15 protein-coding genes are annotated in these 16819 nt (G+C 58.5%); 8 read left to right on the top strand and 7 right to left on the bottom strand.

Going from position 1 to position 16819, the window contains the following annotated elements; genetic code table 11:
* The first annotated feature begins 328 nt into the window (after positions 1-328).
* Entirely contained in the window at positions 329-1714 is a 1386-nt protein-coding gene (locus ACR0L4_RS11905) for a dipeptidase (RefSeq protein ID WP_480513161.1), read from the top strand.
* Between the two features lie 136 nt (positions 1715-1850).
* On the opposite strand, the gene lpdA is transcribed toward ACR0L4_RS11905, so the two are convergent.
* On the bottom strand, positions 1851-3245 hold the full coding sequence (lpdA, locus tag ACR0L4_RS11900) for a dihydrolipoyl dehydrogenase (RefSeq protein WP_170750769.1): 1395 nt from the start codon (positions 3243-3245) through the stop codon (positions 1851-1853).
* A gap of 215 nt (positions 3246-3460) precedes the next feature.
* On the opposite strand from lpdA, the gene ACR0L4_RS11895 reads away from it, so the two are divergent.
* Positions 3461-3895 (top strand): hypothetical protein, encoded by a 435-nt coding sequence (locus tag ACR0L4_RS11895; RefSeq protein WP_480513159.1) that lies wholly within the window; start codon positions 3461-3463, stop codon positions 3893-3895.
* Here ACR0L4_RS11895 and ACR0L4_RS11890 read toward each other — a convergent pair.
* From ACR0L4_RS11890 to ACR0L4_RS11875, 4 genes are all read right to left on the bottom strand, one after another.
* Positions 3892-4470: a DUF924 family protein gene (locus tag ACR0L4_RS11890; protein WP_170750773.1), complete on the bottom strand. Its 579-nt coding sequence runs from the start codon at positions 4468-4470 to the stop codon at positions 3892-3894. The genes ACR0L4_RS11895 and ACR0L4_RS11890 overlap by 4 nt on opposite strands.
* Before the next feature lie 106 nt (positions 4471-4576).
* A complete protein-coding gene (locus tag ACR0L4_RS11885; RefSeq protein WP_170750775.1) occupies positions 4577-5851 on the bottom strand; it encodes an MFS transporter in 1275 nt (424 codons plus the stop codon).
* A 111-nt stretch (positions 5852-5962) separates the two neighbouring features.
* Positions 5963-7009 (bottom strand): tRNA preQ1(34) S-adenosylmethionine ribosyltransferase-isomerase QueA, encoded by a 1047-nt coding sequence (queA, locus tag ACR0L4_RS11880; RefSeq protein ID WP_480513236.1) that lies wholly within the window; start codon positions 7007-7009, stop codon positions 5963-5965.
* Positions 7010-7051: 42 nt separating this feature from the next.
* Positions 7052-10435: a YhdP family protein gene (locus ACR0L4_RS11875; protein WP_480513156.1), complete on the bottom strand. Its 3384-nt coding sequence runs from the start codon at positions 10433-10435 to the stop codon at positions 7052-7054.
* Positions 10436-10503: 68 nt separating this feature from the next.
* On the opposite strand from ACR0L4_RS11875, the gene ACR0L4_RS11870 reads away from it, so the two are divergent.
* The 6 genes from ACR0L4_RS11870 (at position 10504) to aqpZ (ending at position 15581) form a co-directional block, all read left to right on the top strand.
* The gene (locus ACR0L4_RS11870) at positions 10504-10965 is read left to right on the top strand and encodes a peroxiredoxin (RefSeq protein WP_480513154.1); all 462 of its coding nucleotides are present in this window, start codon (positions 10504-10506) and stop codon (positions 10963-10965) included.
* Positions 10966-10993: 28 nt separating this feature from the next.
* Positions 10994-11869 carry a ferritin-like domain-containing protein gene (locus ACR0L4_RS11865; protein ID WP_480513152.1) on the top strand — a complete coding sequence of 292 codons (876 nt, stop codon included), beginning with the start codon at positions 10994-10996 and terminating at the stop codon, positions 11867-11869.
* Between the two features lie 174 nt (positions 11870-12043).
* Complete coding sequence (locus ACR0L4_RS11860) at positions 12044-13372, top strand: DUF5930 domain-containing protein (RefSeq protein WP_480513150.1); 1329 nt, start codon at positions 12044-12046, stop codon at positions 13370-13372.
* Positions 13362-13862 carry a polymer-forming cytoskeletal protein gene (locus ACR0L4_RS11855; protein ID WP_170750785.1) on the top strand — a complete coding sequence of 167 codons (501 nt, stop codon included), beginning with the start codon at positions 13362-13364 and terminating at the stop codon, positions 13860-13862. The genes ACR0L4_RS11860 and ACR0L4_RS11855 overlap by 11 nt, the downstream gene beginning before the upstream one ends.
* Before the next feature lie 121 nt (positions 13863-13983).
* Entirely contained in the window at positions 13984-14793 is an 810-nt protein-coding gene (locus ACR0L4_RS11850; RefSeq protein WP_480513147.1) for a M90 family metallopeptidase, read from the top strand.
* A 101-nt stretch (positions 14794-14894) separates the two neighbouring features.
* Entirely contained in the window at positions 14895-15581 is a 687-nt protein-coding gene (aqpZ, locus tag ACR0L4_RS11845) for an aquaporin Z (protein WP_480513145.1), read from the top strand.
* Between the two features lie 52 nt (positions 15582-15633).
* Here aqpZ and ACR0L4_RS11840 read toward each other — a convergent pair whose 3' ends face one another.
* Both ACR0L4_RS11840 and ACR0L4_RS11835 read right to left on the bottom strand, forming a co-directional pair.
* Entirely contained in the window at positions 15634-16188 is a 555-nt protein-coding gene (locus ACR0L4_RS11840) for a peptidylprolyl isomerase (protein ID WP_170750791.1), read from the bottom strand.
* Entirely contained in the window at positions 16181-16687 is a 507-nt protein-coding gene (locus tag ACR0L4_RS11835) for a peptidylprolyl isomerase (protein ID WP_480513143.1), read from the bottom strand. The genes ACR0L4_RS11840 and ACR0L4_RS11835 overlap by 8 nt, the downstream gene beginning before the upstream one ends.
* Between the last annotated feature and the right edge of the window lie 132 nt (positions 16688-16819).

Below are 16819 nucleotides of genomic sequence, written 5' to 3'. Positions count from 1 at the left end.
CCCTCCTTGATCGCCCGGAATGTGATGTTCATCCCAAGCCCTTATTCAACCGCGTTCCTCAGCCTTGGCTTTCCGGCGGCTTTGCGTTCTTTCACTATACCTGCCTACAGCCTAACGAGAGAACCCAACTTTGATTTGCATCAAATAGAGGCTAAGGGCCATCCAGACAAGTAAAGTTACGCCCCTCAGACGCGAGGAAACGACGCAGGGACCACACCTTAGCCCGGCAAGTTTCCGAAGGTAAACCAAAAACGGATTCAACCGCTCTAGACGGCAGCCGCCACGCTGATAGGGTCGCCCCGATTCAACCCCAAGCAGGAGCCCTGTTATGTCGCTAGACGCCGTGCTGAGCCGGATCGATTCCGATCTGCAAACCTCGATCGACCGTTTGATGGAACTGTTGCGCATCCCCTCGATCTCGACCGACCCGGCGTTCACAGAACAGGTGGATCAGGCCGCAGACTGGCTGGTCGCTGATTTGCAAAGCATGGGAATCACCGCTGAAAAGCGTGAAACACCGGGTCATCCGATGGTCGTGGGTCACGTCGGGGAAGACATCGAAGGCCCGCATGTTCTGTTCTACGGGCACTATGACGTTCAGCCGGTTGATCCGCTGAACCTGTGGACCCGCGACCCGTTCGACCCGGCGATCGAAGAGACGGAAAATGGTCCGGTCATTCGTGGGCGCGGATCTTCGGATGACAAGGGCCAGTTGATGACCTTTGTCGAAGCCTGCCGCGCCTGGAAAGCCGTACACGGCACCCTGCCCTGCCGCATCACCTTTTTCTTCGAAGGCGAAGAGGAATCAGGCTCACCTTCGCTGGTGCCCTTCCTTAAGGCCAACAAGGAAGAGTTGCAGGCCGACCTGGCATTGGTTTGCGATACCTCGATGGTGTCGCGGGGTGTTCCTTCGATCGCATCGCAACTCCGCGGGATGCTGAAAGACGAGTTTACGATTGTCGGGCCACGCATCGACCTGCATTCCGGCCACTATGGCGGCCCCGGTTTGAACCCGCTGCGCGAATTGGCAAAAATTGTCGATTCTTTCTACGACGACGAATCCGGTCGCGTCGCAGTTGAAGGCTTTTATGATGGCGTCCACGAAGTACCCGCGGACCAACTGCGCCAGTGGGAGAACTGCGGCTTTGACGAAGCCGAGTACCTGAACGCGGTGGGATACAGCCAACCGCATGGGGAAAAAGGCTATTCCACACTGGAACAGCAATGGGCGCGCCCGACGCTTGAGGTCAACGGGCTTTGGGGGGGATACAATGGCGCGGGATCAAAAACGGTGATCCCGTCCGAGGCTCATTGCAAAATCACGTGCCGCCTGGTCGGCGACATGGACCCGGATGCCCTTCGCGACAAAATCCGCAAACATGTCGAAACGCGCCTGTCGCCCGATGCCAAAGTTGTCTGGGACAACGACCTGGAAGGGTCACCTGCCTCAGTCATGAACCTGGACCGACCCGAATTTGAAGCCGCGCGGGGCGCGCTGTCTGACGAGTGGGATCGCGAAGCCGTCTTTACCGGAATGGGAGGATCAATCCCGGTGGTCGGCTACTTCAACACGGTGCTTGGACTGGATTCAATGCTGGTCGGCTACGCCAATGACGACGACGCCATTCACTCGCCGAACGAAAAATACGACGTCAAAAGCTTCCACAAAGGCATACGCTCGTGGGCTCGCATTCTGGATGCGTTGAACAAGTAAGAGTATCTTGCGAGGCTCCGCCTCGCGCTCCGGGATATTTTCGGCCAGATGAAGTGTGGATCCCTTGCTTCATCTGGCTATAAATATCCCGGGGGAGTCGCGGCATGCCGCGGCGGGGGCAGAGCCCCCTTTTGCCCTACATGTGGATCACGCGCCCGTAAGCATCCAGAACGCTTTCATGCATCATTTCTGACAAGGTCGGATGCGGGAAGACGGTGTTCATCAGGTCTTCTTCTGTGGTTTCCAACTGGCGCCCCACGACATAGCCCTGGATCAACTCGGTCACTTCCGCGCCAATCATATGGGCGCCCAGCAACTCCCCGGTTTTGGCATCGAATACGGTTTTGATCATGCCCTCAGGCTCACCCAAAGCGATGGCCTTGCCGTTGCCGATGAACGGGAAACGGCCGACTTTTATGTCATAGCCCAGTTCCTTGGCCTTTGCTTCGGAATAACCGACTGACGCGACCTGCGGCTGGCAGTAAGTGCATCCCGCAATGCTTTCAGGTTTCACCGGATGGGCGTGTTTGCCGGCAATCAGGTCGGCCACCATGACACCTTCATGGCTGGCCTTGTGCGCCAGCCAGGGCGCACCGGCGATATCGCCAATCGCATAGAGCCCGTCAACGCCCGTCCGACAGAATTCATCTGTAACCACATGAGTACGATCAATTTTCACGCCCAATGCCTCAAGCCCCAGGTTTTCGACATTTCCCACGATGCCGACGGCTGAAATCACGGTGTCAAAGTCGTGTTTCTCGACCTTGCCCTTGACCTCGATATGCGCGGTGACTTTGCCCTTGGCGCGGTCAAGTTGTTTGACCATTGCCTTTTCCATGATGGTCATGCCTTGCTTGGTGAAGGCCTTCTTGGCGAACGCGCTGATTTCGGCGTCTTCGACCGGAAGCACACGGTCCATCACCTCGACAACGGTCGTTTCCGCGCCCAGCGTGTTGTAGAAGCTGGCGAATTCGATACCGATGGCGCCGGACCCGATGACGAGCAGTTTCTTTGGCATCCGGGGCGGTTGCAGCGCATGCTTGTAGGTCCAGACCAGATCACCATCGGCCTCAAGCCCCGGCAATTCGCGCGCGCGCGCGCCGGTTGCAAGGACGATGTTTTTGGCGGTCAGTTCTTCCGTCCCCTTTTCGGTCTTGACGGTGACCTTGCCCTTGGCCGGGATCGTCGCCTCACCCATAACAACGCTGACTTTGTTTTTCTTCAAAAGGTGGCCGATCCCACCAGAAAGCTGACCTGCAACCCCGCGCGACCGCTTGACGACGGCATCCAGATCATACCCGACCTTGTCGGCTTTCAGGCCGAAATCCTTGGCGCGTTCCATCAGGTGGAAGACCTCAGAAGATCGCAACAACGCTTTGGTCGGAATACAACCCCAGTTCAGGCAGATGCCGCCCAGATGCTCACGTTCGACCACGACAGTCTTCAGCCCCAGCTGCGCCGCGCGGATTGCCGCGACATAGCCGCCCGGACCAGCCCCGATTACGATCAGATCAAAAGATTGTGCAGCCATGTGTCCCTCTCGGCGCAGGTCGGTTGAAATTTAGTTTACCATTAAACTAAATTCTACAACGCATCAATACAGCTGCCCCGCGACAAAAGCGACGCCGGGTCAGTTCGGTCGGATTCTGCTGCTTTCAGCCTATACCCACATAGTTGCAAAGGCTAGAAAAGAAGGAACGGACATTCTGGAACTTCCGTATTCACAATAAAAACGAAAGGCTTACCATGGCCAAAACGCTCAAGGATCTCTTGCTGGCCCTGTTGAACGCAACACTTATCCTGGTGGCCCTGTGCCTGTTTCTGGGATGGAAATTGGCCTCGACAGTGGACGGCGTCACCACGAACCTGTCGGAAAAACTGCAAGTCGTTGCCCCGCTGCGCGACGAAGCACAGGGAATTCGCGGAGAGCTTGCGGCGCTGCGCGACGAATTGGCCCTCCTTCAGACCGACGGCGACCTGATCGACGGGATCAACGAACAAAGAGTGACAACAGTGCTGGACAAACTGGATGCGCTGGAAACCAAACTGCAAACGGTACAGACGCGGTTTGCGGATTTGGCGGATTCCCCTGACATGCTTGTTGATCAGGCCGTAGAAAGAGCGGCCGACGCTGTCGCCGACCGCTTTGTCACCATTCGGGGATGCGGACCGGAGAGTTAACCGGCGGCCTGCAACTCTCTTACGGTGGCCCCATAGCCACCCATGTTCACATATGCCGCCTCATGTTCAGTCGTGGGACGTGACAGAGCCTCGTTGCGGTACGGGAAGCGACCGAACTTGCGGATCACCTCACGATGCGCTCGGGCGTGCAGCAGGTTGCTTGAATCCTCACTGCTGAGATTTTGGCACATCAGACGCACACAGCGTTCCTGATCACACAGGTTTTCGGAATGCATCATCGGCAGATAGAAAAACTGTCGCGCAGGTTCGTCGATCTTGAGATCCCATCCCTTGTCCACGGCACATTTGGCGGCGGCAAGGGCGGCCCGGTCTGATGCGAAGGCCCGTGCCTCGCCCCGGAACATGTTGCGTGGAAACTGATCCATCAGGATGATATAGGCCAGCGATCCGCTGGGATAGGTCAGCCAGAGCGAAAACCTGCCCTCATTTGCGGCGTTCCATGTACTTAGGAACCGGTCCCGGATTCTAGCATCCAATGCGTCATCCTGCAGATACCACCCGCTGGGTCCAACCTCATCCAACCAAAAACTCAATACGTCTTCAGGCCCTACCATTGCCCTAAACTCCGTCTGTTGCCCTCCCCAGGGACGTAAGGTCATTTAAATTCGTTTTACAGATTTATGACAGTAAAATATTGCAACATTTACGACATATTTTGGGCTATTGGGCAACATCTTGCGCATCTTGCTCGTCCTGTGCCGCTTCGATCACAACCTCCTGTGCGACCTCAAGCGCAACCGGCGACGATGTGGGCATGATCGGCGCGATCGATCCGGTTTCGTCCACCGGCACATAGGCGCGTTGCGTCATCCGATACAGCGCGTAGATAGCCATCGCAAACATCAAGGTTGCAATGAACAGGAAAAAGCCTGCCGGACCCAGCACCCCGGTGCCCATAAGCCAGCCCGTTATCAGCGGTCCGGCAATCGCCCCCATTCCATTGATGAAAACCAGCCCGCCCGACGCTGCGGACATGTCATCATATTCGAGGTAGTCGTTGGTATAGGCGATCAGCAGCGAGTAAAGCGGGCTTGTCATGCCTCCAATAAAAAACGCCCCGACCATAAGGATCGGGAAAGTCGCGCCAAAGAACATGCCCACCAGCGCCCCGCATCCTCCGACGACGGATACGGCCAAGATCAGAATGCGGCGATCCATGCGGTCTGACAACCAGCCAACCGGGTATTGCAACAAGACCGCGCCGACATAGAACGCGGCGACAAAGGTTGAGATTTCGACCAGCGACAATCCGGCCTGCGCGCCATACACCGCGCTCATTCCGAACTGGGCCGAAAATATCCCACCCAGAAGAAACATGCCGACACAGCCCAACGGCGATGTTTCCATCAGCTTGCGCAACGTCATTGGCTTGGTCGTATCGAAAGCGGGTGTTGGAGAAATTGACAGCAGAATGGGCGCGAAGGACACCGAAACCAGAATGGATGCGATCACGAACGTCTCGTATCCGGCCGGATCTCCGATCAGCAGCAAGGCCTGTGCGGTGACGATACCCGTCATTTGCACAATCATATACAGCGACAGGGCCTGGCCTCGGTTTTCATTGCTGGCAGCGTTGTTCAGCCAGCTTTCGGCGGTGACATACACGCCCGAGAAACAGAAACCGATCACCACGCGACCAAGAGACCATGCAATCGGATCGGTCAGCATCGGGTACATGATCATGACGGCGGAAATGAACGAGGCCAACGCCGCAAACACACGGACATGACCGACCCTGCGGATCATCTCAGGTGCAAGACGCGAACCGCCAAGAAACCCCACGAAATAGGCCGACATCACAAAAGACATCTGAAGGGTCGAGAACCCTTCGATTTCGCCCCGAACCCCAAGGATCGTGCCCTGAAGGCCATTGCCGACCATCAATAGCCCCATGCCAAGAAGAAGCGCCCACGCGCTGGACAGAACCTGAATCATCGGGGCCTCCGGGAAATGCCAACCTGAATTGAGTCTTGTAATGCGATCAAAACCCACGCTGATCGCGTTTGTCTACGACATTCCCAGGAAATGATGTCGCCTCAGCGCCTTTCACGGGATCAAAAGCGACGAGTCACCATATGAAAAGAAACGATATTTCTTCTCAATCGCATGAGCGTAGACGTCGCGCATCCGGTCCTGCCCCATGAGCGCAGACACCAGCATAAGCAAGGTCGATTTCGGAAGGTGGAAATTCGTCATCAATGCATCCGTCACATGGAATTGGAAACCCGGATAGATGAAGATATCGGTCTCACCCTCCCAGGGCTCGATCACCCCGTTGCGCGCTGCGCTTTCGATCAGGCGCAGGGCGGTGGTGCCGACGGGGATGACACGTCCACCAGCCGCTTTGGTCGCACGGATTTCGGCGGCCGCTGCATCACTGACACAACCCCATTCCGCGTGCATTTTATGCGTGGTCACATCCTCGACCTTGACCGGCAGGAACGTGCCCGCCCCGACATGAAGGGTGACATGGCTGAACGTGATGCCGCGTTCGGCCAACGCCTGCAACAGCGGTTCGTCAAAATGCAAGGATGCGGTCGGTGCCGCCACAGCGCCTGAATTCCGGGCCCAAATGGTTTGGTAATCTGTCTTGTCCCGTTCGTCCGCAGGGCGCTTGGCGGCAATATAGGGCGGAAGCGGCATGGCTCCGGCCTGTTCCAGCGCTGCATCGAAATCCGCGCCGCTCAGGTTGAACCGCAGATAGGCTTGCCCGTTTTCGACCCGGTCCAGCGTGGCGCTGAGGTCGTCAGAGAAGACAATCTCTTCGCCCGGTTTCACCTTCTTCAGCGGTCTGATCAACGCAGACCACGAATTGTCGGCCTGAGGGTCCAGCAATGTTGCCTCGATTGCCGCGGACACCAGCCCCTGCGCGCTGTCGCGATGGCGCCGCCCGCTCAAACGCGCCGGAATGACGCGGGTATCATTCAGCACCAGACGGTCGCCCGGACGCAACCAGTCGGGCAGATCGAACACATGGCTGTCCGAGACCGCGTCCCCGTGCGCCACCAACAACCGCGCCGACGAACGCGGATTGGCGGGCCGGGTGGCAATCAGGTCTTCGGGCAGGTGGAAATCAAAATCGCTGAGTTTCATGGCCGCGCCATACAAGGCCGCAAGAGATTCGGCCATATCCCCTTATCGGTCGCTTTTGGGGGCTCCGAATGTGCGCTTTGGTTCATCCGGTTTTTGCCGCTGCGCATTTGGCCCGTCTGACACCGTCGGAGCCGGTGCCCGCATGAGGTTTCGCAAAAACAGCGGTGCCAGCCCGGACAGCGGATTGACCGAGACCTGCGGTTTCGCAAAGGGTCCCTTAAGGGTGTAGTTAAAGCCGATGACCCCCTCGCCTTTTTTGGTAAAGACACTGCCGATGGCATTCAGCAGATAAATTGGAGAGATCGCCCCGCGCAGGTCCAGCGTGCCGGCCACCGTGTTGATCATACCGTCGAAAGACAAACCCATCGAAGGGCCCACAGCACTGCCGCTGAGGACTTTGATTTCGGTTGGCGTGATCCGCATTCGGCTGTCGATGGTCGAGAAAAAGATGCCCTGCCCGGCCATTTCGTCTATCAGACCGACCAGACTGATCGCGTTCAGCAGCGCGGCCATGGCCGGGGCATCCTGGATGCGTGTGCTAACGATTTGCAGGATCACATCGTAGCTGCCCGGTGCCGTAACGGGTTCCAATTGCAGATCAAGCGTTCCGCCCCGCGCCTGCGTCAGCAGACCCGCAGATCGCAGAACTGCTCCGGCGTTTTGGGATGTCAGCTTGACCGCACTGCGCGCCCCGCGCGGGATCACCTGCCCACTCACCGAGGCCCCACCATTGACCTGCGCCGTGAAGTCTCCGTTCAGGCCACCGGTCGTTTCAAACGCGCCCTTGAATCCTGTGAGCGCAACGCTGTCAGTGATTTGCAGACGGTCGAGAACCACGTCCAGCTTGGGCCCGGCCCCCGATCCGCTGCCACCGCCGCCACCTTGCCCAAATGTGGCGCGGTTCAGGTTCAGCACACCGCCCAACACCCGGATGTTCGGCACCGCATCGCCGCGTCCGATCAACTCTGCCGGAACGGCCAGCCAATTGCCCAGATCAAATGAGCTGAAGACGACGCGATCCAGCCCGCCATCGCGGAAGGTGATCGACGCTGATGTTCGCAATCCCGCTGCATCCAGACGCAGCGCGTCGACTTTCAGCCCTGCGCCCAATGTTGCCTCGGCTGTCATTGTGCCGCTGGTGCGCGCTGCCTTGCGCCACCCCAATTCAGGGATGGCCAGCGCGACGCCCACCAGATCGGACGACGCCGTCAGTTTTGGCGGCTCGCCCGCGCCAATGCCCAGATCGATATCGGCAATCCCCACCCCGGTCAGAAATCCGTTGGGCAGGCCCGCGTTGAGTTCCTGCATCAATCGCGGTGACAGCTCAATCTGTCCAGTCAATGTACTGCGTTGCGCGGTCTTGCCATCGATGGGTTGGCGCCACCGCGCCTGTAACGGCACATCTCCGAACAGACCCTGGCCGTCGATCTGCACCCCAGTCTGATCGCCAGAGAGATCCAGCAACGCTGCACTGACCGAAAACCCCGGAACCAGCCTGTCACTGCTGAGATTGCCGAGTTCCCCGTCGAAATGGAACTGCGTGTCCTGAAACTGCAAACCCTTTATCATTGGCAGAGACAAGGTGCCGCTTAGCCCGACGGACCCCTGTGCCAGATCAACCGGCAGTCCTGCCTTGCTGAGCAGGCTCAGCGGTGGACGGTCCAGCAGCGACAAGGCGGCGGTGACACTGCCCGCAGCGTTGATCCGCGCAATCGCTGGCGCTGCTTTCTTGATCTCTGTGTCAGGAATGATGAAGGACGTGCCTGACGCGTCCACCGCGCCGCCCTGATCCGCCATCACCACACCTTGTTGTGCAGTGGCCGTAAATCGACTGTCGATCAGACTGGCCTGCCCCTGCGCGTTCTCGATCGGAGGTAAAGTCTTGGCAAAGCGGATCGTTGCCTCTTCGAACCCGAAATCCAGATAGATATCCGGTTTCTGCTCGGGCCGAAGCCGCAGAGCGAAATCCATATCCGACAGTTTGCCCTTGTAAAGGTTCTTCGTCACCCATTCCCGGGGTTTTGCGGCAAGACGTTCAGGCCAATAATTGAGAACCCTGTCCGAGGTCATCTGATCCAGATGCGCATCCAGGTCGGCGGACCAGCCATCAGGCAATCCGACCAGCAATCCCGAGGCTCGGACTCTGTGACCTTCATCCTCGACAGTCATCTGTCCGATCCGCACCCGGAAGGGCGCAAACTTCATCTGAATGTCCAGATCCGCGCGTTTCAGATTCAGCGGTTCGGGGAACAGGTTGGCCGGGTTCACATTGATCCCGGTCAGCCGCATCTGCGCCGCCAGACTGTCCAGGGTACCGTTCTCTACCCCCTGCAGAAATGCCATGCCAACACCCTGAACCGACCCCCACGCGGAGTCGACCGAGACTTCGTTGAAGTCCAGCACCTGCTGAACAGGGTTATAGGTAAAATAGGTGCGCGCGGAATCGAATGGGATCGGACGCGTTTCCGGGTTGGGTTGGACCGCCCCTGCCCCAAGGTTCAGCGTAGCAAAAACCGGACCAAACGCACCCGCGCCATCGACACTCCCCCGCACCGCGCCCGAGATCGGGGTTTTCAGCACTTGCAACCAGGCAAGCGCCGGGCTTTGGCCGTAAACGTCTTCGGCGGGCAGATCGGTAATGGTGACCCCGAATTGCGCCTCGGGGGTCCCCAAAACGCTTGTATAATTGGCCTCGATCTGACTGACATAGTCGCGCCCTGACAAGACCGAGAAGCCGGTGGCCAGACGCATATCGTTGGCGTTGCGGGTCAACTGGATGTGACCGCCATCCAAAGTCCACGACCGGCCCAAACGCAAATCGCGATAATCCAGTGTGATCGCGTCAAGCTGCACCGAGGTCAACGCGGATAGGGGCGGAGACAAAATTACCTCATCCCCCTCCTCGATCAGTTCAGCCAGATTCGACGCGCTCTGAACCGGAGCACTGCCTGCACCTACAGTCAGGGTCAGCGCTCCATCCTCACCGCGTGTCAGGTCAATTTGCGCACCGCTGAGTATGATCCGTTTGGGGCGCACATGGCCGCGCAGCAAGGGACGCATCGCCAGGCTGGCCCGCATATCCGAGACCTGCGCAATCTGCTGCCCGGCGACGTCGCTGATGATCACATCCGTCAGACGCAGACGCGGGCGCCATCCTTCGTGAATGATAAAGCTGACATCGCCAAACCGGATCTGAAAACCACCCAAGCTCTGATCCAGCCGCGTCTCGATATGGTGGCGCAGCCAGGCGGGTGCATGGAGGCGCTGACCAAGAACCATGAAACCGGTAACCAGGGCCAGAACAACCAGCAAAACAACACCGCGCAGCGTCCATAGACCAGCGGCACGACGGCGCGAACGGCGGCGTTTCGGTTTGGGACCCTCCCCGCTACCCTCCTGATCCTGCTGAACCAATTTGCTGTCCACGCCTTTTAACCCGTTCACGTTGCCCTATGATATCGGGCAGCGTTTAAAAACCTTCAGCGGAGATTCCAATGCCCGACATTTCAGACATGGCACCTGACTTCACCCTACCGCGCGACGGCGGCGGCGAAGTGTCCCTTTCGGACCTGCGCGGCAGCGCTGTCGTACTGTTCTTCTATCCTCGGGATGATACGCCGGGCTGCACCAAGGAATCCATCGGTTTCTCGGAACATCTTCAGGCCTTTGGGGATGCCGGCGCTCAGGTGTTTGGCATTTCACGCGATAGCGTCACCAAGCATGATAAATTCGTCGCCAAACACGGGCTGACCACCCCGTTGCTGTCGGATGAAAATTCGACCGTTTGTGAAGACTATGGTGTCTGGGTCGAGAAGAACATGTATGGCCGCAAGTCCATGGGGATTGAGCGTTCGACCTTTCTGATCGACGCTGACGGCCGCATCGCTCAGGTCTGGCGCAAGGTCAAAGTGCCAGGCCATGTGGATGCCGTGCTTGAGGCTGTGAAGGCGATGTAAACCCTCGACCCCGTGCGCCATCCGGTTTATGTCGCGCCCTGAAATGAGCAGGCGGAGCAAACCAGTGCCGAAATCACTCGCCCAGATGGCGACCGAGGTTCTGACGACAGCGGACGGGCGGGAAAAAACCGCCCTGTCCAAACGCCATGCCGCGGCCTGGTTTGCCGCCCGAAACGGCGATGGCGCGCCCATCGAAATCGGCACCGCACATCCGCCCCTGAACCCGGCACGCCCGGACAAGCCCGAACTGCTGTCGCCCCGAGACGTACCAAAGCGGAAACCGGGAACCGAGGCCGGGCGGATCGCCCTGCTGCACGCGGTTGCCCATATCGAGCTAAACGCAGTGGACCTGCATTGGGACATCATTGCGCGGTTCGGGCATGTTCCCATGCCGATCGGATTTTACGACGACTGGGTCAAATGCGCCGAAGAAGAATCGCGGCATTTCGAGATGGTGTGCGAGTGTCTGGAGCAGATGGGCAGCTTTTATGGTGCCCTGCCTGCGCATGCCGGAATGTGGCGGGCCGCCGAAGACACGGCTGAGGACCTGATGGGGCGTCTGGCCGTGGTTCCCATGGTTCTGGAGGCCCGCGGGCTGGACGTGACCCCGGGCATGATCGACATCTTCCGAAAAGCCAAGGCCGAGCAGGCGATTGCCGCGCTCGAAGTGATCTACGCTGAAGAAGTTGGGCATGTCGCTTATGGTTCGAAATGGTTTCATTTCTTGTGCGGTCGTGAAGACGCAGATCCGAAAGATGTGTTTCACCAGCTGGTTCGGCGCTATTTCCACGGTGCGTTGAAACCACCCTTTAACGAAGAAAAGCGCGCCGAGGCTGGATTGCCGCCGGATTTCTATTGGCCACTGACCGAGGACATGCCAGCACCCGGACAAGTCTCAGACTGAGGCGAATGGGGAAATATCGGCAAATTCCCGCCGATCTATGGGGGAATTCTGCGCTGTTTGCCGCAGATTGGTCAACAAACTTGCCCCAAGGCGGCTGCGCCTTTATGCAATCGCCCCAAGGGACGGCAGGCACTCACGACCGGTTCCGATCTTGGGGAATGAGAGGTAAGACGCGTGCGAACACGTCTGGCAATAAAATTTCACGCACTGCTTGAACGGCACTTCCCGGAACGCCGGGTCTTTCTGAAATCTGACAAAGATACACGCTTTATCCGCCTGAGCTCGGAAACGCAGATCATTGCGGTGTCCGGTGTGGCGATCATGATTGGATGGACCGCCGTCGCGACCGCGATCCTGCTGATGGACAGCATTGGGTCAGGCAACTTCCGCGAGCAGGCCAAGCGGGATCAGGCCACCTATCAGGAACGCCTGAACATCCTGTCTGCGGAACGCGATGCGCGTGCCCAGGAAGCACTGGCTGCACAAGACCGCTTCAACGCCGCTCTGGCCCAGATTTCAACGATGCAATCGGAATTGCTGGCCTCGGAAAACCGTCGGCGTGAGTTGGAAACCGGGATCGAGGTGATCCAGACCACTTTGCGTGCCACCATGAAGCAACGCGAAACGGCGCGCAGTGAACTGGCCAAACTGCAGCAGGATGGTGACGGAACGGACGTGTCTATGACCGCCTCCGCCAACCCGGTGCAGATGGAGTTCATGACCCAGGCGCTGGCCCGCACTGCAGAGCAGCGGGATGAGATCGCCGCCAATGCGCGGGACGCCCTGGATCAGCGGGACGATCTGGAACTGGAAATCCGGCTGATGCAAGAACGCAGTGACGAGATTTTCCGTCAGCTGGAAGAGGCGATGGTGATCTCGGTCGAACCTCTGGACAAGATGTTCAGACAGGCCGGAATGCCCACGGATCGCATCATCGAAGAGGTCCGTCGCGGCTACAGCGGCATGGGTGGACCCCTGACGCCGATCTCGTTCAGCTCGCGTGGCGAAGAAGAACCAACTGCTGATGAAATTCGCGCCAACACCCTGTTGCAACAGATGGATCAGCTGAACCTCTACCGGATTGCTGCCGAAAAAGCGCCGTTTGCAAGCCCGGTGAATGCAGCCGTGCGGTTCACCAGTGGTTACGGCACCCGCCGCGACCCCAAGACGGGTGGCCGCCGCATGCATAATGGTGCCGATTTCGCAGGGGCTCACGGCACGGACATCTTCGCCACCGCTGATGGTGTTGTGACCCACGCCGGCTGGCAATCGGGTTTTGGTCGCCTTGTTAAGATCAAACACGCATTCGGAATTGAGACACTTTATGCCCATAACACCAAGATCAACGTAAAGGTCGGCCAAAGGGTCTCGCGCGGGGATCATATTGCTGATATGGGTAGCACCGGACGGTCCACCGGCACGCATCTGCACTATGAGGTGCGCGTGAACGGAAAACCTGTAAACCCAATGACTTACATCAAGGCTGCGAGAAATGTTTTCTAAGAGCAAAATCAACGAGCCCGCATCCAAGGAATCCGAGGCGGCGAAACCTGCCGCTCCGGCAACTCCGGCGGCCCCTGCCCCTTCGGAACCCAAGGCCAGCACTGCGCCCAAGCCGAAGCCGCCCGCATCGGTCCTGTCATCGGATCTGCACATCACCGGCAACATCAAGACAACCGGCGATATTCAGGTCGAAGGCACCGTCGAGGGTGACATCCGCGCCCACCTGCTGACCATCGGCGAGACCGCGACCATCAAAGGCGAAGTCACTGCTGACGACGTTGTGGTCAACGGCCGTATCGTGGGTCGTGTGCGTGGTCTGAAAGTGCGCCTGACCTCGACCGCACGTGTCGAAGGCGACATCATCCACAAAACCATAGCCATCGAAAGCGGCGCGCATTTCGAAGGATCGGTACAGCGTCAGGACGATCCGCTGAACCCGGGCCGCAGCGCCAAATCTGGTGCGAACCCAGCAGCGGAAGTCAAACAGTAAGCACCAATCCCAACAGGATTGCCGAAACGCCGCAGAACCCCCCTGCGGCGTTTTTTTTGTAAAAACCGGGTATGCACCGATTCCAGTTCCAAGGCAGGCTTGATCCAGCTAAGCTCTTTTCATGTGGATGTTTTTTGCCCTTCTGGTGTTGGTGATCGGCGCGGTGTTTTACTGGAGCTGGTCCAAGAAACAGGCGCGCGCTGCGTTGTTGGCCACGCCGCTTAGCGCGGACAAACACCGCATCATCGAAACTCAGGTTCCAATTGTTGGGCGCCTGCCCGTCGATCTTCGCGCGAAACTGGATGGCAAGATCAACCTGTTTCTGAAACAGGTGAGCTTTCATGGTTGCGATGGTCTTGACGTAACGGATGAGATGCGCCTGTCCATTGCCGCTCAGGCCTGCCTGCTCGTCGTCAATTCGGATACGTGGTACGACAACCTGACAACGGTGCTGATCTACCCCAACGCGTTCAAGTCCCGGCAACAAAGGCGCAGCGGCTATGTCGTCACCGAGAAAGAGATTGTGCGCACAGGCGAAAGCTGGGATCGCGGGCCGGTGATCCTGTCCTGGGCACACAGCAGAAAAGGCGCGCTGAATGATCATGACGGGCAAAACGTCGTCTTTCACGAGTTTGCGCATCAGATCGATGATTTGTCTGGCGGCACCAATGGGGTCCCCGTGCTGGGGGCCGGCCAAAGCTACAGCGATTGGGAACGTGTTTTTCTTGCTGCCTATGACGCGCATGTGAACGCTGTAGAGCACGGCCGCGCCACGGTGATCGACCCCTATGGCGCGACAGGCCACGAAGAGTTTTTCGCGGTGTCTGTCGAAGTGTTTTTTGAAAGACCTGCCGCGTTGAAAGCCAGTGAGCCAGAAGTTTACGACCAATTGTCAAACCTGTTTCGCCTTGATCCCGTCGCGTGGCACTGAGCGCGGTGATGCCCGCGCTTGCGGGCGTCCCCAATCGCACAATTTAACAAAACGCATTTTTTGAATTACCCTCAACTCCATGGTTTTTTGGAGGGCATTCAATGTCATCAAAGTTATTGGCTGAATTTTTCGGCACATTCTGGCTTGTTCTCGGCGGCTGCGGCAGCGCAGTTCTGGCCGCCGGTGTGGCGGATGTGGGGATCGGATGGCTGGGCGTATCGTTCGCCTTCGGCCTGACCGTTCTGACCATGGCCTATACCGTGGGTCACATCTCGGGCGGGCATTTTAACCCGGCGGTCAGTCTGGGCCTGATGATCGGCGGTCGGTTTCCGGCCAAGGACCTGCTGCCCTACTGGGCTGCACAGGTGATCGGCGCGATTGCGGCGGCACTTGTACTGTATCTGATCGTAAGCGGCGCACCGGGTTTTGAAGGTGTCGGTGGTTTTGCCTCGAACGGGTATGGCGAAGCGTCACCCGAAGGATACTCGATGATGTCCGCGTTGATCATCGAGATCGTTCTGACCGCCTTTTTCATCGTGATCATACTGGGGGCCACATCCAGCGGAGCGCCTGCGGGCTTTGCCCCGATCGCCATTGGTCTGGCGCTGACACTGATCCATCTGGTGTCCATTCCGGTGACCAACACCTCGGTCAACCCGGCACGCTCAACCGGCGTGGCTCTGTTTGCGGATGGGCCTGCCCTGGCACAGCTTTGGCTGTTCTGGGTCGCCCCGCTGATCGGCGGAGCCCTTGGCGCTGTGATCTGGAAAATGATGGGCGACGACTGATCCTGCACCCTCAGAGACGGCCCCGGCGCATGGCCTGCGCCGGGGCTTTTTCCTACTCGGTCACAGTGACCTTTTTCATCGCGTCCGGCTGACCCACGACCGAGCCGTTCTGGCCCGTTCCGCGTTTGATTGCGTCGACCACATCCATCCCGTCCGTAACCTGCCCGACAACGGTGTACTGGCCATCCAGAAACGGGCCCGGTTCAAACATGATGAAGAACTGCGAGTTCGCGCTGTTCGGGTTCTGCGCCCGCGCCATACCCACAACACCCCGGTCAAAGGTGATGTCCGAAAACTCGGCGGGTAGATCGGGGCGATCCGAACCACCGCGACCGGCCTGAGACACGTTGAACCCATCCTTGGTCTGGTTGCCGAACTGTACATCGCCGGTCTGGGCCATGAACCCATCAATCACCCGATGGAACACAACCCCGTCATATTCCCCGGCATTGGCGAGCGCCGTGATTTGCTCGACGTGCTGCGGCGCGACGTCTTCGAACAAGTCGACAGTGATTGTCCCGTTGGCATCACCCTCAACCTCGATCTGCAGCCCGGTTGCCAGCGCGGGGCTGGCCAACAGGGCAAATGCGGCGGCCAGCTTACGCATCTGCTGCCACCTTGACGCTGATCATGCGGTCCGGGCTCGCAGGCGGCTCGCCCCGTACAATAGCGTCCACATGCTCCATCCCGTCGATAACGCGCCCGTAGACAGTGTATTGGCCGTTCAGAAAGTGGTTGTCCTTGAAGTTGATGAAAAACTGCGAGTTTGCCGAGTCCGGGTTTTGCGACCGCGCCGCGCCCAGAGTTCCTCGGTCATGTGGCAGCTTCGAGAACTCTGCCGGAACGTTCGGCAACGACGAGCCACCCGTGCCCACCATGCGAATGTTGAACCCGTCTTCCATATCGCCGTGTTGAACGTCGCCGGTCTGGGCCATGAAGCCGTCAATCACACGGTGGAAGGCCACGTTGTCATACTCGCCCCCGCGGGCCAGTTCCTTCATCCGGGCGCTGTGCAAGGGTGCTACGTCGGGCAGCAGCTCGATGACAACGTTGCCGCCTGTCAGCTCAATGATGATTGTGTTTTCGGGATCCTTGATCTCGGCCATCTGGCCCTCCTGTCGTTTATCTTGCGCAAATACCTATGCGCCAAGCGCGTGAATGCCAAGTGACGCATTGACCTGACGGCAAAATGCAGGAAAAGAACCGCCCAAGCGGGTATCAAAGGGCGAGGATCACAC

The sequence above is a fragment of the Ruegeria sp. AB5 genome (assembly GCF_056542645.1).
The sequence above is the reverse complement of the archived record's forward strand: the minus strand, read 5'-3'. Positions and strand labels throughout refer to the sequence as shown.